This is a genomic window from Halomonas sp. H10-59 (assembly GCF_040070555.1).
Taxonomy (GTDB): Bacteria; Pseudomonadota; Gammaproteobacteria; order Pseudomonadales; family Halomonadaceae; genus Halomonas; species Halomonas litopenaei.
The window spans coordinates 1,642,972-1,665,995 of record NZ_CP098828.1 but is presented as its reverse complement, the minus strand read 5'-3'; the positions used below and the strand labels follow the sequence as shown (position 1 = coordinate 1,665,995).

26 protein-coding genes and 1 other RNA gene are annotated in these 23,024 nt (G+C 64.2%); 7 read left to right on the top strand and 20 right to left on the bottom strand.

Translation table 11 applies throughout. The features are described from left to right. Positions 1 to 139: 139 nt before the first annotated feature. Together rnpB and rsmI are read right to left on the bottom strand one after the other, a co-directional pair. Positions 140 to 491: RNase P RNA component class A (gene rnpB, locus NFG57_RS07465), an RNA gene on the bottom strand. A gap of 183 nt (positions 492 to 674) precedes the next feature. Continuing rightward, positions 675 to 1,529 (bottom strand): 16S rRNA (cytidine(1402)-2'-O)-methyltransferase, encoded by an 855-nt coding sequence (gene rsmI / locus NFG57_RS07460; RefSeq protein WP_348815797.1) that lies wholly within the window; start codon positions 1,527 to 1,529, stop codon positions 675 to 677. 46 nt (positions 1,530 to 1,575) lie between these two features. Between rsmI and NFG57_RS07455 the strand changes: the two genes are divergently transcribed. Genes NFG57_RS07455 through NFG57_RS07440 form a run of 4 tightly spaced genes read left to right on the top strand, consistent with a single transcriptional unit; the run spans position 1,576 to position 4,920 of the window. Continuing rightward, on the top strand, positions 1,576 to 3,330 hold the full coding sequence (locus NFG57_RS07455) for a penicillin-binding protein activator (protein ID WP_213228695.1): 1,755 nt from the start codon (positions 1,576 to 1,578) through the stop codon (positions 3,328 to 3,330). Then, the gene (locus NFG57_RS07450) at positions 3,317 to 3,691 is read left to right on the top strand and encodes a YraN family protein (protein WP_045993371.1); all 375 of its coding nucleotides are present in this window, start codon (positions 3,317 to 3,319) and stop codon (positions 3,689 to 3,691) included. The genes NFG57_RS07455 and NFG57_RS07450 overlap by 14 nt, the downstream gene beginning before the upstream one ends. A 43-nt stretch (positions 3,692 to 3,734) precedes the next feature. Then, entirely contained in the window at positions 3,735 to 4,328 is a 594-nt protein-coding gene (locus NFG57_RS07445) for a phosphoheptose isomerase (protein ID WP_348815795.1), read from the top strand. A gap of 1 nt (position 4,329) precedes the next feature. Beyond that, positions 4,330 to 4,920: a BON domain-containing protein gene (locus NFG57_RS07440; protein ID WP_108132656.1), complete on the top strand. Its 591-nt coding sequence runs from the start codon at positions 4,330 to 4,332 to the stop codon at positions 4,918 to 4,920. Between the two features lie 207 nt (positions 4,921 to 5,127). Here NFG57_RS07440 and NFG57_RS07435 read toward each other — a convergent pair whose 3' ends face one another. The 8 genes from NFG57_RS07435 to zapE all read right to left on the bottom strand — a co-directional run bounded on the left by NFG57_RS07435 (position 5,128) and on the right by zapE (position 11,754). Then, a complete protein-coding gene (locus NFG57_RS07435) occupies positions 5,128 to 5,634 on the bottom strand; it encodes a ClpXP protease specificity-enhancing factor (protein WP_287164860.1) in 507 nt (168 codons plus the stop codon). Positions 5,635 to 5,725: 91 nt separating this feature from the next. Then, entirely contained in the window at positions 5,726 to 6,352 is a 627-nt protein-coding gene (gene sspA / locus NFG57_RS07430) for a stringent starvation protein SspA (RefSeq protein WP_045993367.1), read from the bottom strand. 177 nt (positions 6,353 to 6,529) lie between these two features. Next, positions 6,530 to 7,300: a cytochrome c1 gene (locus tag NFG57_RS07425; RefSeq protein ID WP_045993366.1), complete on the bottom strand. Its 771-nt coding sequence runs from the start codon at positions 7,298 to 7,300 to the stop codon at positions 6,530 to 6,532. Further along, entirely contained in the window at positions 7,300 to 8,559 is a 1,260-nt protein-coding gene (locus tag NFG57_RS07420; RefSeq protein WP_045993365.1) for a cytochrome bc complex cytochrome b subunit, read from the bottom strand. The genes NFG57_RS07425 and NFG57_RS07420 overlap by 1 nt, the downstream gene beginning before the upstream one ends. Next, the gene (gene petA, locus NFG57_RS07415) at positions 8,559 to 9,158 is read right to left on the bottom strand and encodes a ubiquinol-cytochrome c reductase iron-sulfur subunit (RefSeq protein WP_045993364.1); all 600 of its coding nucleotides are present in this window, start codon (positions 9,156 to 9,158) and stop codon (positions 8,559 to 8,561) included. The genes NFG57_RS07420 and petA overlap by 1 nt, the downstream gene beginning before the upstream one ends. 373 nt (positions 9,159 to 9,531) lie before the next feature. Beyond that, on the bottom strand, positions 9,532 to 9,921 hold the full coding sequence (gene rpsI, locus NFG57_RS07410; RefSeq protein WP_045993363.1) for a 30S ribosomal protein S9: 390 nt from the start codon (positions 9,919 to 9,921) through the stop codon (positions 9,532 to 9,534). Between the two features lie 13 nt (positions 9,922 to 9,934). After that, complete coding sequence (gene rplM, locus NFG57_RS07405) at positions 9,935 to 10,363, bottom strand: 50S ribosomal protein L13 (protein WP_045993422.1); 429 nt, start codon at positions 10,361 to 10,363, stop codon at positions 9,935 to 9,937. 221 nt (positions 10,364 to 10,584) lie between these two features. Further along, on the bottom strand, positions 10,585 to 11,754 hold the full coding sequence (gene zapE, locus NFG57_RS07400; RefSeq protein ID WP_348815794.1) for a cell division protein ZapE: 1,170 nt from the start codon (positions 11,752 to 11,754) through the stop codon (positions 10,585 to 10,587). A gap of 215 nt (positions 11,755 to 11,969) precedes the next feature. Here zapE and NFG57_RS07395 point away from each other — a divergent pair, with 215 nt between their 5' ends. Beyond that, positions 11,970 to 12,413 (top strand): DUF1043 family protein, encoded by a 444-nt coding sequence (locus tag NFG57_RS07395; protein WP_052704392.1) that lies wholly within the window; start codon positions 11,970 to 11,972, stop codon positions 12,411 to 12,413. Positions 12,414 to 12,494: 81 nt separating this feature from the next. Here NFG57_RS07395 and NFG57_RS07390 read toward each other — a convergent pair whose 3' ends face one another. Continuing rightward, entirely contained in the window at positions 12,495 to 13,256 is a 762-nt protein-coding gene (locus tag NFG57_RS07390; protein ID WP_348815793.1) for a Nif3-like dinuclear metal center hexameric protein, read from the bottom strand. Between the two features lie 122 nt (positions 13,257 to 13,378). Here NFG57_RS07390 and NFG57_RS07385 point away from each other — a divergent pair, with 122 nt between their 5' ends. Beyond that, positions 13,379 to 14,632 carry a Do family serine endopeptidase gene (locus tag NFG57_RS07385; RefSeq protein ID WP_222516955.1) on the top strand — a complete coding sequence of 418 codons (1,254 nt, stop codon included), beginning with the start codon at positions 13,379 to 13,381 and terminating at the stop codon, positions 14,630 to 14,632. A 156-nt stretch (positions 14,633 to 14,788) separates the two neighbouring features. Here the strand turns inward: NFG57_RS07385 and hisD are convergent, their stop codons facing one another. The 9 genes from hisD to NFG57_RS07340 form a co-directional block, all read right to left on the bottom strand. Next, positions 14,789 to 16,102 carry a histidinol dehydrogenase gene (gene hisD / locus NFG57_RS07380; protein WP_348815792.1) on the bottom strand — a complete coding sequence of 438 codons (1,314 nt, stop codon included), beginning with the start codon at positions 16,100 to 16,102 and terminating at the stop codon, positions 14,789 to 14,791. A gap of 66 nt (positions 16,103 to 16,168) precedes the next feature. After that, positions 16,169 to 16,819 (bottom strand): ATP phosphoribosyltransferase, encoded by a 651-nt coding sequence (gene hisG / locus NFG57_RS07375; RefSeq protein ID WP_045993265.1) that lies wholly within the window; start codon positions 16,817 to 16,819, stop codon positions 16,169 to 16,171. An 88-nt stretch (positions 16,820 to 16,907) separates the two neighbouring features. Beyond that, on the bottom strand, positions 16,908 to 18,170 hold the full coding sequence (gene murA, locus NFG57_RS07370; protein ID WP_108132653.1) for a UDP-N-acetylglucosamine 1-carboxyvinyltransferase: 1,263 nt from the start codon (positions 18,168 to 18,170) through the stop codon (positions 16,908 to 16,910). A gap of 13 nt (positions 18,171 to 18,183) precedes the next feature. Then, positions 18,184 to 18,438, bottom strand: coding sequence for a BolA family protein (locus tag NFG57_RS07365; protein ID WP_045993263.1), 255 nt, complete (start codon positions 18,436 to 18,438; stop codon positions 18,184 to 18,186). A gap of 282 nt (positions 18,439 to 18,720) precedes the next feature. Next, positions 18,721 to 19,056 carry an STAS domain-containing protein gene (locus NFG57_RS07360; protein WP_045993262.1) on the bottom strand — a complete coding sequence of 112 codons (336 nt, stop codon included), beginning with the start codon at positions 19,054 to 19,056 and terminating at the stop codon, positions 18,721 to 18,723. Then, positions 19,053 to 19,703 (bottom strand): ABC transporter substrate-binding protein, encoded by a 651-nt coding sequence (locus tag NFG57_RS07355; protein WP_045993261.1) that lies wholly within the window; start codon positions 19,701 to 19,703, stop codon positions 19,053 to 19,055. The genes NFG57_RS07360 and NFG57_RS07355 overlap by 4 nt, the downstream gene beginning before the upstream one ends. Positions 19,704 to 19,737: 34 nt before the next feature. Next, positions 19,738 to 20,202: an outer membrane lipid asymmetry maintenance protein MlaD gene (gene mlaD, locus NFG57_RS07350; protein WP_045993260.1), complete on the bottom strand. Its 465-nt coding sequence runs from the start codon at positions 20,200 to 20,202 to the stop codon at positions 19,738 to 19,740. 17 nt (positions 20,203 to 20,219) lie between these two features. After that, a complete protein-coding gene (mlaE, locus tag NFG57_RS07345; RefSeq protein ID WP_045993259.1) occupies positions 20,220 to 21,002 on the bottom strand; it encodes a lipid asymmetry maintenance ABC transporter permease subunit MlaE in 783 nt (260 codons plus the stop codon). Continuing rightward, a complete protein-coding gene (locus NFG57_RS07340; RefSeq protein WP_045993258.1) occupies positions 20,999 to 21,811 on the bottom strand; it encodes an ATP-binding cassette domain-containing protein in 813 nt (270 codons plus the stop codon). Before NFG57_RS07340 ends, mlaE begins: the two co-directional genes overlap by 4 nt. A 249-nt stretch (positions 21,812 to 22,060) precedes the next feature. On the opposite strand from NFG57_RS07340, the gene NFG57_RS07335 reads away from it, so the two are divergent. Continuing rightward, a complete protein-coding gene (locus NFG57_RS07335) occupies positions 22,061 to 23,011 on the top strand; it encodes a calcium/sodium antiporter (RefSeq protein WP_108195019.1) in 951 nt (316 codons plus the stop codon). The last annotated feature ends 13 nt before the right edge of the window (positions 23,012 to 23,024 follow it).

Genomic DNA, 23,024 nt, shown 5'->3' with positions numbered 1-23,024 from the left:
GGTCTCGTTCGACGGCGGTGTTCCTACGCGCGGCCAGCCATCAGCGCCGTCAGCGGTGGAAAACCCTCACGCCACTGGACTCCTGGCCGCACAAACTCGTGATCGCGCCGCTCGAGCCAGGCCCGAGCGCGCAAGAAAAATGGGGAGTCGGCCGATAAGCCGGGTTCTGTCGAGGACAGTCATTCCTCTAGGAGCAGTGTCACCACTACCCTCAAGCAACCTACCCGAACCCAGCGCGGGCCACGCCAACGGGTTCCTATTTGGTCTTGCTCCGAGTGGGGTTTACCGTGCCACGCACTGTTGCCAGGCGCGCGGTGCGCTCTTACCGCACCCTTTCACCCTTGCCGGCCTCCCGAGGGAGACGTAGGCGGTCTACTCTCTGCTGCACTTTCCGTCGGCTCACGCCGCCCAGGGGTTACCTGGCACTCCGCCCTATGGAGCCCGGACTTTCCTCCCCCGCATCAAGCGGCGGCGACTGTCTGGCCAACTCCCGCGGCAAGCATACCAGTGCCCTGCCACCCCCTCAATCCCCGCCTCGCCGTGACGGGCCCGGGACAACCCCCAGCCTCTTCAGGCGATCGCTCCTGATGCCCTCTCGATGCCCTCTCGACGCCCCCAATCCCCGCCTTGCAGCGACGATCACAGGGCGTCCTCCAGTGCACCAGCGGCTGGATTCAATCGGCGTCCTTCAACGCCTGCGCCTGGGCGTACCACTGCTTCTTCGGCCCGCCGAGCACGCGCGCGGCCACGGCCGCGGCCTGCTTGACCCCCACCCCTTCGGCCAGCAGCGCGCGCAGCAGCGCTTCATCATCCACCGCTCGCTGGTCCGGTGCCGGCCCCGAGGCCCCGGCCACCATCACCACGAATTCGCCACGCGCCTGATCAGGATCAGACTCCATCAGTGTCAGCAGCTCGGCGGCGCTGCCGTCGAGGAAGGTCTCGAAGGTCTTGGTCAACTCTCGCCCGAGCACCACTCTGCGCTCGCCCAGTACGGCGGCCAGATCGGCCAGGGTGTCGCGGATACGATGGGGAGACTCGTAACAGACCTGGGTGACGGGTGAATTCCTCCAGGCCTCGATGCGCGCTCGCCGCCCCACACCCTTGGCCGGCAGGAAGCCATGAAAACTGAAATGATCGGTAGGCAGCCCGGCGGCACACAGCGCAGTGACCAGGGCGCAGGGACCGGGGATCGGCACCACCCGAAAACCCGCCGCCCTGAGCTCACGCACCACGACGTAGCCGGGATCGCTGATCAAGGGAGTCCCGGCATCACTGATAAGCGCCACATCGTCGCCCTGGACGAGCCGCTGCCTGAGCGTCTCGACCCGGGACGCCTCGTTATGGTCGTGCACGGAAATCATCGCCGGCGACAGACCGAGATGACGCATCAGGCGGCCACTGTGGCGGGTATCCTCCGCCGCGACCAACGCCACCTGGCCCAGCACCTGGGCGGCGCGGGGACTGAGATCTTCCAGATTCCCAATTGGCGTGGCGACCACGTACAATGAACCAGCTTTCGCTTCTGACATCTTGGCTCCCTGGGCTGCCATCCGGAACACGGACAAGGAAGGATTCATGAGGACTTTGACTCGCGGCCCCGTGGCCGCCGCTGTACTGGCCATCACGCTGGCCGGCTGCAGCTTCACGCCGAGCATCGTACAGCGGGCCATGGACGACGACCCGGACCAACTACTGGCGCAAGCCGCCCAGCAACAAGGCGCCGAAGCCGCGCAGACCCGGCTGAGGGCGGCCGACATCCTAGCACGCTCCGGACGCCGCCCCCAGGCACTGGAAGTCCTCAACAGCCTGGACGACAGCCAGCTCTCCGGCGACAGCCGGCGTCAGTGGGCACTGCTGCTGTCCGAACTGGGGGACAGTGAGGGCGATCCCCAGGCGGTCGTCAGAGCCGCCAGCGTGCTCGACGAGATGCAGCTGCCCAACGACGAAGCCAATCTGCTGCGCCTGCGCCAGGGGCTGGCGCTGGGCCAGCTGGGCGAACCACTCGAGTCGGCTCGCCTGCTGATGCAGGTGCAGAGCGCCACCGGCCGCGAGGACATCAACGACGCCATCTGGGACCAGTTGAGCGCACTCAACGGCCGCCAGCTCGAGGCACTTGAAGAGCCCGGCAATGCCATCGTCACCGGCTGGCTCGAGCTGACCCGCCTGGTCAACCAGAGCGGCGGTGACATCCAGAGACTATTCGCTCGTCTCGATGACTGGCGCGTGGCTAATCCGGACCACCCCGCCAACCGTCGCCTGCCTACCCAGATCACCCAGTTGCGTGAACTGCGTGGCAAGAGCGTGCAGAGCATCGCGGTGCTGCTGCCCGAGTCGGGCCCGCTTTCCGGCGTCGCCGACGCCATCGAAAAGGGAATTCGCAGCCACCAGGCCAATGTGGTCAACGGCGGCGGAAACGGGGCCCAGCTCAGCTTCTTCGACGCCTCCAACGGCAATCTCGACGAACTCTATCAGCAGGCCCAGAGCAGCGGCGCCCAGGTGGTCATCGGCCCGCTGGACAAGAGCGACGTGACCCGACTCGAAAGCCGCGCCGAGGTGCCCCTGCCGACCCTGGCGCTGAACTACGGCCAGTCCGCCTCCAACCAGACCAAGAACCTCTACGAGTACGGCCTGTCGGCAGAAGACGAAGCCCGCCAGGCGGCCCGCCGCGGCTGGCAGGACGGCCACCGCAGCGCCTCCATGCTGGTACCCGACAACGACTGGGGTCAGCGGGTCGGCGAGGCCTTCTGGAACACCTGGAGCGAACTGGGCGGCGATATCGCCACGGCGGTGCGCTACAACCCCGGCGCCTCGGCCACCGACAGCACCCGCCGCGCCATCAGCAACCCGCGTCCGGACATGCTGTTCCTGCTGGCCCTGCCGGACTTCGCCCGCCAGGTGCCACCGACACTGGAATACTATTCGGCCTCCGATCTGCCGGTGTACGCCACCTCACACCTCTACGAAGGCACCCCTCAGTCGCGCCTGGACCGTGACCTCGACGGCGTGCAGTTCCCCGATATCCCCTGGAACATTCCGGACGCCGCCGTGGGCGGTGCCGAGGCTCTCCCGTTCTACGACACCTATCGAGAGCTCAAGGCCGAGGACAAGCCAGCCATCTTCCGGCTGATGGCGATGGGCGTCGACGCCTACGAACTGGCACGCCGCATGCCACAGATCCAGGCACTGCCGGGTTCACGCATGCAGGGCGCTACCGGCACCCTGAGCGCCGCCGGCGATGGCCGCATCTACCGCGAACTGCCATGGGCGCAGTTCAGCAGCGGCGTGCCGGCTCCCGTGTTCAGTGACGGCCTCGGTGATGCGGCGCCCTGACGCCATAGACGCCGTCGCCCGCGGCCAGGCCATCGAGCGTCACGCCGAGGCCTGGCTGTGCCAGCGTGGACTGATAGCGATCTCGCGCAACCAGCGCGCCAAGGGAGGCGAGATCGATCTGGTGATGCGCGACGGCGAGACCCTGGTGTTCGTCGAGGTGCGCCACCGCCGCAGCATCCGCCACGGCCATCCTGCAGAAACAATCACCATCACCAAACAACGCCGCCTGATCCGGGCGGCGCGTTTTTATCTCCACCGCAACGGGCTATCATGTCCTTGCCGCTTCGATGTCCTGGCCGTTACCGGCTCGTCACCGAGCCTCGACATCCAGTGGATCGCCGGTGCATTCGAAGCAAACTGACACAGCGGGCTCCCGGCGAGCCCCCATGGACCAGGAAGGCAGCATGGATTTCCAGAGCCGAATTCTCGGACAGTTCAACAACAGTATCGACACCAAGACCTACGCCAGCGAAGTGCTTCCACCGTTCATCGAGGTCGCGAGCCAGATGATGGTCCAGAGCCTGGTCACCGACGGCAAGATTCTCGCCTGTGGCAACGGCGGCAGCGCCGGCGACAGCCAGCACTTCTCCTCCGAACTGCTCAATCGCTTCGAGCGCGAGCGCCCCAGTCTGCCGGCCCTGGCCCTGACCACCGACACCTCGACGTTGACCTCCATCGCCAACGATTACAGCTACAACGAGGTGTTCTCCAAGCAGGTGCGTGCTCTGGGCCAGCCTGGCGACGTGCTGCTGGCGATTTCCACCAGCGGCAACTCGGCCAATGTCATCCAGGCCATCCAGGCCGCTCATGACCGTGACATGACGGTGGTGGCCCTGACTGGGCGGGACGGCGGCAACATGGCCTCCCTGCTGGGACAGGACGATTGCGAGATCCGGGTGCCGGCTACCTCCACGGCCCGTATTCAGGAGGTTCACCTGCTGGTGATCCACTGCCTTTGTGACCTTATCGACGAACAACTCTTTGGTGCGAGTGAATAACATGACGCAACGCGATTCCCGTTCGACACGCCCCCTGATGACCGCCCTGCTGCTGTCCGCCCTGCTGGCCGGCTGCACCACCGTAACCTCGGTGACCAACCCCGGCACCATCGACGAGGATTACGGCGAGCGCACCCTGGGCGCGACCGTCGAGGACGAGAGCATCGAGACCAAGGCCGCCCACAACCTGGGACGCGTCGATGCACGCCTGAAGGACGCCAGGATCAACGTCGACAGCTACAACGGCGTGGTACTGCTGACCGGCCAGGTCCCCAGCGAAGAGCTCAAGCAGCGCGCCGAAGAGATCGTCAGCCAGGTGCGCAACGTTCGCCGGGTCCACAATGAACTCAGCGTGGCGGCCAACCTGCCCACCAGTCAGCGCCTCAACGACGCCTGGCTGGACACCAAGGCACGTACCGCCCTCGCCACCAGCGATCAGGTCGACTCTGGCCGCATCACCGTGGTCACCGAGAACGCTACCGTCTACCTGATGGGCCTGGTCACCCACGCCGAGGCCGACCGTGCGGTCAATGTGGTATCCAACGCCGGCGGCATGGAGCGTATCGTCAAGGTATTCGACTACATCGACTGATGGCGACAGGCGTGCCCTCGCAAGACGGCACGCCCCTCAAAGCGCAAAAGATGCACAAAAAAAGCGGCGGACCCTCAGGCCCGCCGCTTTTTATGAGATCACGCTTGTGAAGAGGTCCCGCTTGTGAAGAGGTCACGCTTTTCCAGCAGATCAAGCCGACGACAGCTCGCCGCCGACCACCTTTCGAACGCGATGCGCCCGATGGCCTTACTTGATCACCCTGAGGGATGGACGCCCCTTGCGAGGCGGCTTGGACCTCTCGACACCTTCATCCACGCCATCGCCGCCATCGGACTCACTGCCTGCGTCCTCATCGGAAGCGGCAGGAGACTCCTCATCTGACGAATCCTTGACGCTCTCCAGGGCCGGCGCATCGACGTCGTTGGCCTCTTCGACGGGAAGCTCAGGCTCGTGACCAAAGACCATGCCGACGCCGTTCTCGCGGGCGTACAGGGCAATCAGTGCAGGCAGCGGTACAAACAGCAACTCCGACTTGCCACTGAAGCGCGCCGAGAAACGAATCACGTCGTTGCCCATGTCCAGATCACGCACGGCGGTAGGGCCAAGGTTCAGCACGATCTGGCCGTTCTGCACGAACTGCCTGGGAACTTCTACGTTCTCGTACTCCGCATCGACGACGATATACGGCGTCAATTCATTATCCAGCAGCCACTCGTACAGCGCCCTGGCCAGGTAGGGACGGCTCGACTTCATGATATGGCCCTCTTGGTTGGCGAATGGGAACTCGGGCGACTCCGGTGGCGACCGGACACACACGGCTCAGGCATTCCGTTCAAGCAAAACATCAGGGACGAATTTCGCGCTCGGCCTCGGACAGCGCAGCACGGAAGCCATCACGGGCGAACACGCGCTCCATGTAGCCCATCAGCGGCCGTACCTGCTTCTCGGGCAGCTCGATATTGAGCGCAGGAAGACGCCACAGGATCGGCGCAAGGCAGCAGTCCACCAGGGTGAACTCCTCGCTCATGAAGAAGGGCATGTCCTCGAAGATCGGCGAGATACCGATCAGGCTTTCACGCAGCTCCTTGCGCGCCTTGTCGGCTTCCTTCTTGCTGCCGGACAGGATGCGATCGACCATCGGGCACCACTCGCGCTCGATACGATGCATCCACAGTCGGCTCTGGGCACGCGCGACAGGATAGACCGGCAGCAACGGCGGGTGCGGGAAACGCTCGTCCAGATACTCCATCATGACCTTGGACTCGTAGAGCACCAGGTCACGATCCAACAGCGTGGGGACGCTGTTGTAAGGGTTCAGGTCCGCCAACTCCTCGGGATGCTTGTCGTCGGTCACCTCGACAATATCCACGGCCACGCCCTTCTCAGCCAGCACGATCCGTACACGATGGCTGAAATGGTCCTCGCCACCGGAGTAGAAGATCATCGACGACCGCTTGGCCACTACACCCATGAAACAATCCTCGCATCAGTTCAAGCCGGGATGATAACACGACAACCCCCTTCTCGGGGGGGCATCAGGGGCACATCTTTGCTCCCGTAGCGGGTCCGCCCGGGCGCAACGATGATACCAGAAAAGGCAACGGGCGCGTGGTCATCGACCCCGCGCCCGCCATGGTGGACCAATCGGTCAGTGAATGTCTCGCCAGTACTCGCGCTTGAGGAAGTAGGCGATGATGCCAAACAGCAGGATGAAGATCAGCACCTTCGGTCCCAACGCCTGGGCATGCAGCTTGGACGGCTCGCCCACGTAGGCCAGGAAGTTGGTCAGATCATACACCGCCTGCTCGAACTCCTTGGGCTCCATGCTGCCCGGCGACGTCACCTGCAGGGTCTCGCAGGACTGGTACTTGCCGGTCAGCGGATCGAGTTCGGCGTCACCGACCGCATGATCGGAGGCTGCACAGACCTTCTCCTGCACCCCCTGCAGCGGCTCGAGCACGTTGGGCATGCCCACCGCCGGGAACACCACATTGTTGACCCCGGTGGCACGCTCGCTGTCACGATAGAAGCTCAGCAGATAGCTGTAGATCCAGTCGGTGCCGCGCAGTCTGGCCTCCAGGGTCAGATCCGGCGGCGCCTTGCCGAACCATACCTCGGCATCCTCGGCACTCATCGCCTTGTGCATCTGGTCGTTGTACCCCAGTTCCGGCGAGAAGATCAGATTGTCCTCGACCAGATCCTGGGGCATCCCCAGATCCTCGGCCGCGCGGGAGAAACGCTGGTACTCCAGGGAATGACAGCCCATGCAGTAGTTGACGTAGAGCTTCATCCCGTTCTGCAGCGAGGCCTGGTTCTCCAGATCCGGCGACATGCTGCGCAGGTGCACCCCCTCGCCGCCCGCGGCGAAGGAGCAAAGCGGGACCAGCGCGAAGAGCAGTGCGAACAGTTGCTTTTTCATTAGCCAGTCACCCTTTCAGGAACGGGTTTGGTCTTCTCCAGCCGCGTATAGATGGGCATCAACACGAAGAAGGCGAAGTAGATCACGGTGCAGATCTGGGCCAGCAGTGTCCTGGCGCCGGTCGGCGGCAGCACCCCGAGCACCCCGAGGATGACAAAGCTGATCGCGAACAGCACCAGCATCACCTTGGAGATCCAGCCCTTGTAGCGCATGGAGCGCACCGGAGAGCGGTCGAGCCAGGGCAGCACGAACAGCACCGCAATGGCCGCCCCCATGAAGATGACCCCGAGGAACTTGGCGTCCAGACCAAACAGCGAGAAGGTGATGGCGCGCAGGATCGCGTAGAAGGGCGTGAAGTACCACACCGGGGCGATATGATCCGGCGTCTTCAGCGGGTTGGCCGGTTCGAAGTTGGGCTTCTCGAGGAAGTAGCCGCCGCCTTCCGGGAAGTAGAAGATCACCGCACAGAACACGAACAGGAACACCGCCACTCCGACGATATCCTTCACCGTGTAGTAGGGATGGAAGGGAATGCCGTCCAGCGGCTTGCCGGTCTCGTCCTTCTTGGCCTTGATATCGATGCCATCGGGATTGTTGGACCCCACCTCGTGCAAGGCAATGATGTGCAACACCACCAGCGCCAGGATCACGATAGGCAGCGCCACCACGTGCAGGGCAAAGAAGCGGTTCAGCGTGATCCCGGAGATCAGATAGTCACCGCGCACCCACTGGGCCAGGTCGGGACCGATACTCGGGATAGCGGAGAACAGCGAGATGATGACCTGGGCACCCCAGTAGGACATCTGTCCCCAGGGCAGCAGATAGCCCATGAAGGCTTCGGCCATCAGCGCCAGGTAGATCGCCATGCCGAAGATCCACACCAGCTCACGCGGCGCCTTGTAGGAGCCATAGAGCAGGCCGCGGAACATGTGCAGGTAGACCACCAGGAAGAACGCCGAGGCGCCGGTGGAGTGCATGTAGCGGATCAGCCAGCCGTACTCGACATCACGCATGATGTACTCGACGGAGGCGAAGGCACCCTCGGCGCTGGGGTTGAAGCTCATGGTCAGCCAGACACCGGTGAGGATCTGATTGACCAGCACCAGCAGCGCCAGGGAGCCGAAGAAGTACCAGAAGTTGAAGTTCTTGGGCGCGTAGTACTCGGACAGATGCTCCTGCCACATCTGGGTGGCGGGGAAGCGATCATCGACCCAGCGCATGAAACCGCGTTCGGCCTTGGCCTTGTTGGGATTCGCCATTATGCGCCCTCCCCGTCTTCGCCGACCACGATGACCGACTCGTTGACAAAGTAGTAGGGTGGAACTTCCAGGTTCACCGGAGCGGGCACATTGCGAAACACCCTGCCCGCCAGGTCGAAGCGCGAACCATGGCACGGGCAGAAGAAGCCACCGGGCCAGTCATCGACACCGACGCCTTCGGCGTTGGGCTCCGGCTTGAACAGCGGTGAACAGCCCAGATGCGTACAGATGCCAACCAGCACACCGATCTCGGGCCGAATGGAGCGCAGCGAACCGCCGGCATAGTCCGGCTGCATCGGCTTGGCGGAATCCGGATCTGCCAGCACCTCGTCGGTCAACGCCTCGGTACGTTCGATCATCTCCGGCGTGCGATTGATGACCCATACAGGACGGCCCCGCCACTCGACGGTCATTCGCTGCCCGGGTTCGAGCTTCGAAATATCCGCCTGAACGGGCGCACCCGCCGCCCGAGCCCTGGCACTAGGCTGCCAGGAAGCCACAAAGGGTACCGCTACCCCGACGGCGCCGACTGCTCCAACTACGGAGGTCGCCCCTACGAGGAAACGGCGTCGCCCTTTGTTCACGCCGTTGTCTGCCATGATCTGGTTTCTCCCATCAGACTTTATCCGTTGTTGTTTTCACGGCCCCTTGAATGTCCGTGACCACGGATACAAGTGGATTGTATGTTAGGAAATCCCCCCCACCGGCACAAGAAGCCGGCTGACCCAGACCCCCTGCGCAAGCCCCAGACAATTGACGTGGAACAACTTTATACCACTGTGCCTGTTCGCCTTGAGGGACAGGGCGGCTCAAAAGGCATAGACGATGACAGATTAACGAGGGAAACAAGCGCCGCCAGGCGACCCGATGATCCCCACCACCAGAGCACTACAGCACACAATTTTTCGAACCCCGGACACGACAACGCCCGGGCCAATGGCCCGGGCGTTGTTGATCGGCAAGCGTGGGTGATTAACGCTTGGAGAACTGCGGGCGACGACGCGCCTTGCGCAGACCGACCTTCTTACGCTCGACTTCACGTGCGTCACGAGTGACGTAGCCGGCAGCACGCAGCGGCTGACGGAAGTCCTCGTTGTACTGCATCAGGGCACGGGTGATGCCGTGACGAATGGCGCCGGCCTGGGCGCTGCCGCCGCCACCCTTGACGGTGACATAGACGTCGAACTGGCCGAGGGTCTCGGTCAGTTCCAGCGGCTGGCGAACCACCATGCGGCCAGTCACGCGACCGAAGTATTCGTTCAGGTCACGGCTGTTGACGGTGATCTTGCCGGTGCCCGGCTTGAGGAAGACGCGCGCGGTTGAGGTCTTGCGGCGCCCGGTACCGTAATACTGCTGTGTCATGGCGAAGATCCCCTCAGATGTTCAGTTCTTGCGGCTGCTGGGCAGCGTGCGGATGTTCGGAACCGGCGTAGACCTTGAGCTTGGCGTGCATGGCACGGCCCAGCGGACCCTTCGGCAGCATGCCCTTGACGGCACCTTCGATGACACGCTCGGGAGCGTGGTCGATCAGCTGGCTGAAGGTCATGGAACGCAGGCCACCCGGGTAACCGGTGTGACGATGGTACATCTTGTCGCTGGCCTTGTTGCCGGTGACCTTAACCTTCTCGGCATTGATCACGACGATGTAGTCGCCGGTATCAACGTGAGGAGTGTATTCCGGCTTGTGCTTGCCACGCAGGCGGCGAGCAATTTCGGTAGCCAGACGACCGAGCGTCTTGTCCGCGGCATCGACGACATACCAGTCGCGCTGGACGGACTGCGGCTTAGCACTGAACGTCTTCATGGATGAAATCACCAATTCGATGTGTTGGATCCCTTTCGTCGTGTTGTGGACACCCGACAGGTGTTCAGCGAGACCACGCCGCGAAGAGATCATCCCTATTTTTCTTGGTTGCGCGGCACCCGGAAATCCGGACGATGCCGCCACAACGGTCGAGCGAGCGCGCATTCTACATGAGCGAAAGCGTGCCGTCACCCCCTCGGACACACGCAATCACCGTCGGCTCAAGGCTTGTGGGGCAGCGCCAGGTACTCCCGGGACTGCATCTCCTGAAGCCTGGACAGAGTGCGCTCGAACTCGAACTCCAGCTTGCCACCCTCATAGAGCGCCTCTGCCGGCGCTTCGGCGGACATCAACAGCTTGACGCCACGGTCGTAGAACTCGTCGACCATGTTGATGAAGCGCCTGGCCTGATCGTCGGTGGCGGCGTCCATGCGCCGCACACAGGACACCAGGACCGTGTGGAACTCGCGAGCCAGCTCGATGTAGTCGTTCTGACTGCGCGGCCCGTCGCACAGCTCGAGAAAGTCGAACCAGACCACGTCCTCGTGCAGTCGACGCGCCTTGAGGATGCGATGGTTGATCTCCACCGGCACCTGCTCTTCCCCCGCCTGACCGGCGATCTCGCGAAAGCTGCGCTCGAGCTCCTGATCCGCCGCCTCGTCCAGCGGCGAATGGAAGATCTCGGCGCGCTCCAGCGCCCGCAGTCGATAGTCGACGCCGGAATCGACGTTGACCACCTCACAGTGGCGCTTGAGCAGATCGATGGCCGGCAGAAAGCGAGAACGCTGCAGGCCATCCTTGTACAGATCGTCCGGCACGATGTTGGAGGTGGCGACCAGCACCACACCGCGCTCGAACAACGCCTCGAGCAGATTGGCCAGAATCATGGCATCGGTGATGTCCTTGACGAAGAATTCGTCAAAACAGATCACCCTCGCCTCCTCGGCAAACTTGCCGGCGATCAGCCGGAGCGGGTTCTTCTCGCCCTTGCAGTGATCCAGCTCGTTGTGGACACGCTGCATGAAGCGATGGAAATGGGTGCGCATCTTCTGGGGAAACGGCAGCGCTTCGTAGAAGGTGTCAACCAGGTAGGTCTTGCCACGACCGACTCCGCCCCAGAAATAGAGCCCGGAGATGGCTGGCAGCGCCGGCTCCTGCTCTTCCTCCTTGCGCCCGAACAGGCCCTTCACCTTCGACGCCCAGCCGTCACGCGCCGCCGCCGCCGGCGCCTTGGCCCTGGGCGCTGCCACCAGCTCGTCATACAGTCGCTGCAGATGCGCCACGGCATTGGCCTGGGCGGCATCCTCCGTGAAATCATCACGTTGGAGGTCGCGCCGGTAGCGTTCCAGCGGAGTTTCTGGCCGACCACTGCTCGACGGGGAAGAGCTCATGTAGCGTCCTGACTGTCAACAAGTTCGGAGCCGCATTATACGCAGACCACACAGGAATGGCAGGTCCCAGGCCGCGACCGGCAACAGCGCATCACGCCAGCACGACAAGGGAGGCCCCAGGCCATTGACCCTTTATGAGCCAACGCCTCTATAATGGGCCGTCGGCCAGGCCGGCGGCGGCCGCGGGTCGTCCGAAAGAGCTCAGGGAGAACTACGTGGAACCAAGCAACTTCAACATGATCCTGGCGGCGGCTTGCCTGGTGGCCGGAATTGGACTCGGCGCACTGGGCTACCACCTGCTCAACGGCGGCGCACGCAGTGCCCAAAGGCTGCGCCTCAAGCTGACCGAACGGGAACGCCAGCTGACCGAGTGGAAAGACGGTGTCGACGATCACCTGCAACAGATGGACGACCTGGCCCGGCAGGTCTGCGATGACGCCCTCACCCTGCAGCGCCAACTTCACGAGTCGGCGCGCCAGCTTGGCAGCAAGGCCATCGGCGGCGAGGTGACACCGCCCAGCGAACCCGGCGAGACCAGCGATGATATCGCCATTCCGCGGGACTACGCCGACGGCAACCGCGGCACCCTGTCAGAGGACTTCGGTCTGCGCCAGGCCAATGACGACCAGAACGCAGAACCGCGCCCGCCACGTTACTGACCACCCCGCCATGACAGAGCCCGCACACTGGTGCGGGCTCTGGCGTTGGCAGCGACACAAGCGGTCGATGGCGCTTGCCGATCAGGCAGGGTTGTCGATGTCGACGAAGCGATGCTCGACACCAAAGCGCTGCGCCAGCCATTCCCCCAACGCCTGGACGCCGTAGCGCTCGGTGGCGTGATGACCCGCCGCCAGATAGTGGATCCCCATCTCCCGCGCCAGGTGGGTGGTGCGCTCGGATATCTCGCCCGAAACGAACACCTCGGCACCGGCCTCGGCGGCCGGGATGATCATGTCCTGGGCGCCGCCGGTACACCAGGCGATTCGACTCACCGCCTCGGTACCAGGCGCCTCGATCACCAACGGCTCGCGTGCCAGCGACGCTCCTACCTGGGCAGCCAGCTCGGCAACGCCCATTGGCCTTTCCAGCCGACCGTGCCACAGAAGCCCTTCGCCCATGGGCGCGTCCAGCGCTCCCTCCACCGTCCACCCCAGGCGCTGCGCCAGGGTCGCATTGTTGCCAAGCTCGGGATGGGCGTCCAATGGCAGGTGGTAGGCCAGCAGGTTGATGTCGTTGGCCAGCAAGGTCGCCAGCCGCCGGCGCTTCATGCCGGTAACCGCCACCGGCTCGTTCTTCCAGAAGTAGCCGTGGTGCACCAGCACCAGATCGGCCTGCCAGCGCACCGCCTCGTCAAGCAGCGCCTGACAGGCGGTGACGCCGGAGAGCACACGGGTGACCGTGCGTGCGCCCTCCACCTGCAGCCCGTTCTCGGTGTAGTCCTTGAAGCGCCGGGCCTCCAGCAGCTGCTCGCAGGCCGATACCAGTTCGTCGCGGTCTATCATGAGATCTCCTGAAATAGCTCCAAACAAGCATCAGGTTGGCGATGCTACAATGGCGCACATTGTACGCACCGCCCCGCCGGCCCGCGACCGCCTCACTGCCAAGCGCCAAGGATCATCGCCGCATGCGACGCACCCTCTCGACCTATATCTGGCCGGTCCTCATCGGCATTCTGCTCGCCATCGTGCTGATCAATGCCTTCCCCGAACGGCTCGGCAGACTACCGTCACCGAGCGGTGACAGCCTGACGGTAGTTCCCGCCACGCCACCAGCGACACCCACCGAGCAGCAGGCACCGCAACGGCCTGCCCCTGAGGTCAAGGAAGCTGCGCCGCTGGACCGCCGTGGCGGCCCCGTGAGCTACGCCGAGGCGGTGGAGAAGGCCGCGCCCGCGGTGGTCAACGTCTACTCCTCGCGGGTCGTGGAACGGGAAACCCACCCGCTGATGTCAGACCCCTTCTTCCGCCAGTTCTTCGGCAACAATGACGTGCCGTCGCGCCAACGCATGCTTTCGAGCCTTGGCTCCGGCGTCATCGTCAGCGAGGACGGCTACGTGCTGACCAACCACCACGTCATCAGCGGCGCCGACCAGGTCCAGGTGGCGCTGCGCGACGGCCGCGAGACCCTGGCCCGGGTCATCGGCACCGATCCCGAAAGCGACCTGGCGGTACTCAAGATCGATCTCGGCGACCTGCCGGTGATCGAGCTGACCGACTCGCGCAAGGTCGCGGTGGGCGACGTTTCGCTGGCCATCGGCAACCCCTTCGGGGTCGGCCAGACGGTGACCATGGGCATCATCAGCGCCACCGGTCGCAGCCATCTGGGACTCAACGCCTATGAGGACTTCATCCAGACCGATGCGGCGATCAACCCGGGCAACTCCGGCGGCGCCCTGATCAACCCCGACGGCGCCCTGGTCGGCATCAACACCGCCATCTTCTCCCGCTCGGGGGGCTCCCAGGGTATCGGTTTCGCGATCCCGGCCAACCTGGCCCGCAGCATCCTCGACGAGCTGGTCACCCACGGCCGGGTCATCCGCGGCTGGCTCGGCATCGAGGCCCAGGAGCTGAACCAGGAACTGGCCGCTTCCTTCGGCCTGCAGGCGCCAGCCGGGGTAATCATCGCCGGCGTGGTGTCCCAGGGACCTGCCGACCGGGCGGGACTGAAACCCGGAGACGTGCTGCTGGAGGTCGACGGTCGCGCGGTGATCGATCCGCGTCGCACCATGAGCGACATCGCTGCGGTGGCTCCCGGCACCACCCTGACCGTCAGCGTCGCCCGCGACGGCAAGCCGATCGAGGTGGAACTGGAAGTCGGCGAGCGCCCCACGCCCCAATCCCAGTCGCAGCAGACCGGCAGCAGCCAGTCAGCTCCCTGAGACGCACTCCGAGGTGGGTAACGCAGAGGCAGTGTCCAGGCGTGCCCCACCGTCCAGACATGAAAAGGCCCGGAATTGCTCCGGGCCTTTTCATGTCTGGATGCCTGTCTGGGGCCGGGGGCGCTCGGTCACAACGACCACCGGCCCTGCGTCGCTTCAATCCTTGATGCGGTACTCCGCCGAACGCGCGTGGGCGGTCAGCGATTCACCACGAGCCAGCACCGAGGCGGTCTTGCCCAGGGTAGAAGCCCCCTGTGGCGAGCAGTGAATGATCGAAGAGCGCTTCTGGAAGTCGTAGACGCCAAGCGGTGACGAGAAGCGCGCCGTACCCGAGGTCGGCAGCACGTGATTGGGACCAGCGCAGTAGTCGCCCAGCGCCTCTGCGGTATGCCGTCCCATGAAGATGGCACCGGCATGGCGCACCTGCTCCGCCAGTCGCTCCGGGTGCTCCACCGACAACTCCAGGTGCTCCGGCGCGATGCGATTGATCAACTCCAGCGCCTCGCCCTCGTCACGACAGGCGATGAGTGCACCGCGCGTACGCAGCGAGGCCCCGGCGATGGCTTCGCGCTCGAGCGTCGGCAGCAGCCGTTCCATGGACGCTTCCACCGCCGCCAGATGCTCCACGTCCCAGCTGACCAGGATCGCCTGGGCGTCTTCGTCGTGCTCTGCCTGGGAGAACAGGTCCATGGCCAGCCAGTCAGGATTGGTCTGGCCGTCGGACACTACCAGGATCTCGGAGGGCCCGGCGATCATGTCGATCCCCACCTGGCCAAAGACCGCGCGCTTGGCGGTGGCCACATAGATGTTGCCCGGCCCGACGATCTTGTCGACCCTGGGCACGCTTTCGGTGCCATAGGCCAGCGCCGCCACGGCCTGGGCACCGCCCAGGGTAAACACCTTGTCGACCCCGGCCAGATGCGCCGCCGCCAGCACCAGATCGTTGACCACGCCGTCGGGCGTGGGCACCACCATGATGATCTCCCGCACTCCCGCCACGTGGGCCGGCACAGCGTTCATCAGCACCGATGAGGGATAGGCGGCCTTGCCGCCGGGCACATAGATACCGGCGCGATCCAGCGGCGTCACCTTCTGCCCCAGCACGGTGCCGTCATCTTCGGTGTACTGCCAGGAAGTGGGCTTCTGGCGTTCGTGGTAGACGCGGATACGCTCGGCGGCGGTGGCCAGCGCCTGACGCTGGTCGTCGGGCAGAGCGGCGTAGGCAGCCTCGAGACGATCGGCCCCCAGGGTCAGATCCGCCATGCTCGAGGCCTCGAGGCGATCGAGGCGACAGGTCAGCGCCACCAGGGCGGCATCCCCCTCCCGACGCACCTGGCTGATGATCTCGGAGACCGCCTGCTGGACACCATGGTCCGACACGCCTTCCCACGCCAGCAGGTCGGTGAGACGGGACTCGAAATCCTCGTCCCGGGTCGAGAGTCGGGCCACCAGGGGCGTGTCTTGGCTCATGTCGGAAATCTCCGCTTCTGTCTTGGCCATACGTTGAGAACCCTCAGGTTCCGTTGGCTGGTGCGCTCAGCTTGCCGCCTGCCGCCGCGCCTCGACGGCGTCGCTCAAGCGGCGCAGCAGCGGTTTGATCTGATCATGCTTGATGGTCATCGAGGCCTGATTGACCACCAACCGGGTGCTGATATGGGCCATCAGTTCCCGTGGCTCCATACCGTTGGCACGCAGCGTATTGCCGGTATCGACGATATCGACGATCTCGTCGGCCAGGTTCATCAGCGGCGCCAGCTCCATCGCACCGTACAGCTTGATGACCTCGGCCTGGATGCCCTGCTCGGCGTAATAGCGCCGCGCCACATTGACGAACTTGGTCGCCACCCGACGCCGGGCACGGGCGGGCTCGGCACCCTGAATACCAGCCGTCATCAGCTTGCAACGCGCGATATTGAGGTCCAGCGGCTCATAGAGCCCCTCGGCACCGTGCTCCAGCAGCACATCCTTGCCGGCTACCCCCAGGTCCGCCGCCCCCAGCTGCACATAGGTCGGCACATCGGTGGCACGAATCACCACCAGCTTGACGTCTGGCAGATTGGTGTCGAACAACAGCTTGCGACTCTTGCCCAGGTCCTCGGCGGGCCGGATGCCGGCATCCGCCAGCAGTGGCAGCGTCTCGTCGAGAATGCGCCCCTTGGAGAGCGCCACTATCAATTGCTTGCTCATGGTCTCGCCCGGTTGTCGGGTTGGAAGTCAATGTGGCGTGTTTCCCCGCGCCGGCTCGGGCAGTCCGAGCCGGCTGGGCGAAGAAAGCTCAGCCCGGGACGCGCTTGATCCGAGCACCCAGCAGGTGGAGCTTTTCCTCGATGCATTCGTAGCCGCGATCGATGTGGTAGATACGATCGACCAGGGTCTCGCCCTTGGCCATCATCGCCGCGATCACCAGTGAGGCCGAAGCGCGCAGATCGGTGGCCATCACCGGTGCACCGGACAGATGCTCGACGCCTTCGATGACGGCAGTGTTGCCTTCCAGGGCGATGTTGGCGCCCATGCGGTTCAACTCCTGCACGTGCATGAAACGATTCTCGAAGATCGTCTCGACCACTCGCGAGGAGCCCTCGGCCACCGCATTCATGGCCACGAACTGGGCCTGCATGTCGGTGGGAAAGGCCGGATAGGGAGCGGTCCTGATATTGACCGCCTTGGGCCTGCGCCCTTCCATGTCCAGCTCGATCCAGTCCTCACCGGTGGTAATCCTGGCCCCCGCCTCCTCGAGCTTGGCCAGCACCGCCTCGAGAATGTCGGCACGGGTACGACGCACCCGAACGCGGCCACGGCTGAGCGCCGCTGCGACCAGGAAGGTGCCGGTCTCGATACGGTCCGGCATGACGTCGTGGCGAGCCCCGTGGAGCCGCTCCACCCCTTCGATGGTGATGGTGTCAGTACCGTGACCACGGATATCGGCACCCATCTTGATCAGGCACTCGGCCAGATCCACGATTTCGGGTTCCTTGGCGGCGTTCTCGAGCACCGTGGTGCCGTCGGCCAGGGTCGCGGCCATCAGCAGGTTCTCGGTACCGGTCACGGTCACGGTATCGAAGAAGATGGTGGCACCCTTGAGGCGGCCCGGCGTGGTAGCACGGATGTAGCCACCCTCGACCCGGATATCGGCACCCATGGCCTCGAGGCCACGAATATGCAGGTCCACCGGACGCGAGCCGATGGCGCACCCGCCCGGCAGCGATACGTCGGCCTTGCCGAAGTGGGCGAGCAGCGGTCCCAGCACCAGGATCGAGGCGCGCATCTTCTTGACCAGCTCATAGGGCGCGTGGCAATCGCTGACCTGGGCTCCGTTGAGCTGAATGCACATCTTTTCGCCCATCACCGCCTGCACGCCCATGTGGCCGAGCAGTTCCAGGGTGGTGGTGATGTCCTGCAGGTGGGGAAGATTGCCGATGGTGACCGGCTCTTCGGACAGCAGGGTGGCGCACAGGATGGGCAGCGCTGCATTCTTGGCGCCACTGGCCCAGACGTCGCCCTCGGCGGGTCCGTTGCCGGTAATGATCAATTTGTCCATGAAGGCGGTACCATCAGGCTCCGGTGTTTTCGGCGGCAGCCTGCCACTGTGCGGGGGTATAGGTCTTGATGCTGACCGCATGAAGGGCGCCGGAGGCGATTTCCTCGGACAGCGCACCATAGATGACCTGCTGACGCTTGACCGGTGACAGCTCGGCGAAGCGTTCGCCCACCGCAATCACCTGAAAGTTGCAGCCTTCACCCTGGATATGAAATTCACAGCCGTCGACACGGCTCTCGAGCAGCGCTTTGACGTCGCTGGGTTGCATGCACCTGCTCCTTGACCAGACCAATGACGGGGACGCCCACAGCCTCGCCGTGACGTCCCGAAAAAACTCAAAGGGCATATGGTAAAGAAAAGCGGCGCGCTTGGCGATGACGCAGCGAGGTTTCCACCTATACATCCGTCACAAAAAAGACACCCCCGGCCACCTTGCGGTGGTCGGGGGTGCCGGAAGGGCTAGCGGCGAGGGCGAGCAGCCCGGATCAAGGCGCTGGATTCAGACGTCGAACCAGGCGCATCACGGACACCAGCAGCCAGACAACCGCCGCTAGGCGGTAACGGTGCTGGAAGGCAACAGATCATCCAGACCGGCAAGCTCGGTCAACTGCCTGAGCTGCGCCGACAGCTTGATGCTGTTGAGCGACAGCCCGATCCGGCGAATGGTACGCGCCCACTCGAGCATCATGGTCAGCGCCGCGCTGGAGACGTGCTCCACCTCGCTCAGGTCGAGGCACACCGAGGTGCCCGATGCCCGACTCTGGAGCCACTCACGACCTGCCTCGGCCATGTCCGCGGCCCCGTCGAAGTCGACCTTGCCACACACCCGGAGTGTACTTCCGTCCTCGAGCAGGCGGGCCGACGCCACTTCCATCAACACGCTCACGCACCGCGCTCCAGTTCGTCGACGCCGACATCCGGCGACCAGTTGTTGATCACGGCGTCGTAGTCACGGTTGTGGTCACGCATGGCCTGATCGAACTGGTTGCGGAAGGTCAGACCGAGATTGATGCCGTTGACGATGACATTGACCACCCGCCACTGGCCGTTGGACTTGCGCAGGGTGTAGTTGACCGGGTAGATGGTGCCATCGGTAGCCACCACTTCCATCTCGACGCTGTCCTGATCGTCATAGCGTGAGGCGGACTGGTTATCGAGCACGCGAACTTCCTTGTACTCGAAGGTCACCAGGCCCTTGGCATAGGTGTCGAGCAGGGTCTGCTTGAACACCTCGACGAAGCGCGAACGCTGCTCCGGCGTGGCATTGTTGAAGTAGCGGCCCATCACACTGGCGCCGATGTAGCGAAAGTCGGCGACGCCACGCAGACTCTCGTCGACCATCTGCTTGAGCTCGTCGGGACGGTCCATGAAGTAGGCCTCTCGGCCGCCGATCATCCCCATCAGATCATTGACGCTGTCGCGAATCAGCTGTTCGGGGGATTGCTGGGCCATGGCCGGCAGACTGGCCAGCACCATCATCAGCGCCATCAACCAGCGGCGCAGGTGAACCATTGCGGGCAAAGAACGGGTCATGGGTTGCCTCCTTGTATCTCCGGAAACTGCCGGATCAGTCTTTCGTCAGATTGGACACGAACTGCTGGATCAGTTCCTCGAGCACCAGCGCGGACTGGGTATCACGAATCGCCTCACCCTCGGCGATCATCTCCGGTGATCCCCCGACCGACAGCCCGATGTACTGCTCACCAAGCAGGCCCGAGGTAAGGATCGCCGCGGTGCTGTCATCCGGCAGCTTGCCGGCCAGGGAGCTGTCCAGCGACATCACCACCACGGCATCGTAGAACTCGGTATCCAGCTCGATGCTCTCTACCCGTCCCACGGTCACCCCGGCCATCGTCACTCGTGCCCGCGGCTTGAGCCCACCGATATTCGCGAAGTTGGCCCGGAGCTCGTAGGTGTCGTCGGCACGTTGCAGGTCCAGGCCGCTGACCTTGAGCCCCAGGAATACCAGCCCCAGGATACCGGCCAGCATGAACAGGCCCACACCAAACTCCATCGTCTTGCTGCGCTTCATGGACAGTCTCCGCAGAATCAGGAAAGCCCGCCGAACATCACGGCGGTAAGAACGAAATCCAAGCCCAGCACGGCCAGGGAGGAATACACCACGGTACGGGTGGTGGCCCGCGAAATACCTTCCGAGGTCGGCACCAGATCATACCCCTGGAACACGGCAATCCAGGTGACCACTATGGCGAACACGATGCTCTTGACCACGCCGTTGCCGATATCAGTAAAGAAGCCGACGCTGGCCTGCATGTTGCCCCAGTACGAGCCTTCGAACACCCCGAGCCACTCGACCCCGACCAGGTAGCCGCCGTACACGCCGACCACGCTGAAGCCGATGGTCAGCAGCGGCAGCGAGACGAACCCCGCCCACAGGCGTGGCGCCACGATACGACGCAGCGGATCGACGCCGATCATCTCCATGCTGGTCAGCTGCTCGGTGGCCTTCATCAGGCCAATCTCGGCGGTCAATGCCGAGCCCGCGCGCCCGGCGAACAACAGCGCCGCCACCACCGGCGCCAGTTCACGCAACAGGGCCAACGACACCATCTGGCCGAGCGCGTCCTCGGCACCGAACCCGACCAGGATGGTGTAACCCTGAAGCGCCAGCACCATGCCGATGAACAGCCCCGACACCAGCACGATGGCCAACGACAGCACACCGACCGCATAGACCTGGGCCACCCACAGGCTGAACCCTTCTGCCGAGGGGCGCCCCAGCATGGACTGGCCGAGAAAGATGCTGGCCCGGCCGACGGCCTCCAGCAGGTCGCAGCCGCGCCGTCCCATATGGGTGATTCGTTCGATCATGGACGGCTCCCCTGGCCCAGAATGTCATCGTGAAAATCGTTGGCCGGGTAGTGAAACGGCACAGGGCCATCCGGCTCACCATGCACGAACTGACTGACTCGGGCGTCCTGTTCCACGTCCAGCGACGCCGGCGTGCCGTGGGCCATGACCCGCCCGTCGGCGACCACGTAGACGTAGTCGGCGATGGACAGGGTCTCCTTGATATCGTGGGAGACCACCACCGCCGTCAAGCCCAGCGCCTGATTCAGCCGTCGAATCAACTGGACCAGCACACCCATGGAGATCGGATCCTGGCCGACGAAGGGCTCATCGTAGAGAATCAATTCAGGATCCAGCGCCACCGCCCGCGCCAGCGCCACACGCCGTGTCATGCCGCCGGACAGCTCTGCTGGCATCAAGTCTCTGGCCCCACGCAGCCCCACCGCCTCGAGCTTCATCAGCACCACGTCACGCACCATGCTTTCCGGCAGATCGGTGTGCACCCGCAGCGGAAAGGCCACGTTCTCGTAGACACTGAGATCGGAAAACAGCGCGCCACTCTGGAACAGCATGCCCATACGCCGACGCATCTGGAACAGATCCTTGCGCGACAGGCGATGGACGTCCTGACCATCGATCAGGACGCGTCCGCCACTGGGGTTGAGCTGCCCCCCGATCAGTTTCAGCAGGGTAGTCTTCCCGGTGCCACTTGGCCCCATGATGGCCGTGATCTTGCCGCGGGGTATGGAGAGATCCACGCCGCGAAAGATATCCCTGTCGCCGCGCGTGAAATGCAGATTCTCCACCTCCACCAAGGAGGAAGCCGTCATCGCAGTCCCTATAGAGTCAGTATCACCGTGAACCGGCGGTTCAGACCGGACGCCCGCCCCGAATCCTCGGATTCGACGCCTGGCCAGACCTGAGCCCGAACCTTGAGAATAGAGCGCCTTGAGCCGCGCTCGGTTTTCGAACATCGTATCTTAACTCAAATGCAGCATGCCAGTGCCCCGGTTGCGCGCTTGCGCGCAGGTTTATCTAAGGGTTCAATGGGCGCCCTTTCTGCAACCAAGTCGTTCTCCATGCTGTTACCGTCTGTCGTCGTCGCCCTGGGCCTGGTGGGCCTGCTCTGGAGCGCGGATCGCTTTGTCGGCGCCGCCGCCGCCACCGCCTACCGCGCCGGCATGAGCATCATGCTGGTCGGCATGACCATCGTCTCCATCGGCACCTCTGCCCCGGAAATCGTGGTCTCGGTGATGGCCTCGCTGGATGGCGCCCCCGACCTGGCCACCGGCAATGCGCTGGGCTCCAATATCGCCAACATCGCGCTGGTACTGGGCGTGACTGCACTGGTGGTGCCGATCCCGGTGCGCTTCACCATCGTGCGCCGCGAGCTGCCACTGCTGTTGGGCGCCACCGGCCTCGCCGGCTACGCCCTGGCCGATGGCAGCCTCGATCGCCTCGACGCGGCCCTGCTGATCGCGCTGCTGGTATTCAGTCTGTGGTGGCTGTTTCGCGCCGACGAGGCCGAACAGGAGATGGCCGACGACATTCCCGGCATGGCACTGGGCAAGGCCATCGGCTGGCTGGTGCTGACCCTGGCGGTGATGATCGCCAGCTCCCGCGCCCTGGTCTGGGGCGCCACTGAGCTGGCACGCACCTTTGGCGTAAGCGAGCTGGTGATCGGTCTGACCGTCGTCGCCATCGGCACCAGCCTGCCGGAACTCGCCGCCTGCGTGGCCAGCGCGCTGAAGCGCCACCACGATCTGGCCATCGGCAACGTCATCGGCTCCAACCTGTTCAATATGCTGGCGGTACTGCCGGTACCGGCGCTGCTGGCGCCGGGAGCCACCGATCCCGCAGCCGCCGGCCGCGACTTTCCGGTAATGCTTGGCCTGACGCTGCTGCTGGCGGCGCTGCTGCTGTGGCAACGCCGAGGGCGCCTGGGGCGCTGGATCGGCGCGCTGCTGGCCTGCACCTATGCGCTTTATCTGACCTGGCTCGGCCTTTCGGTCGCGGCAGGCCCCTTGTGACAACGGCAGTAAA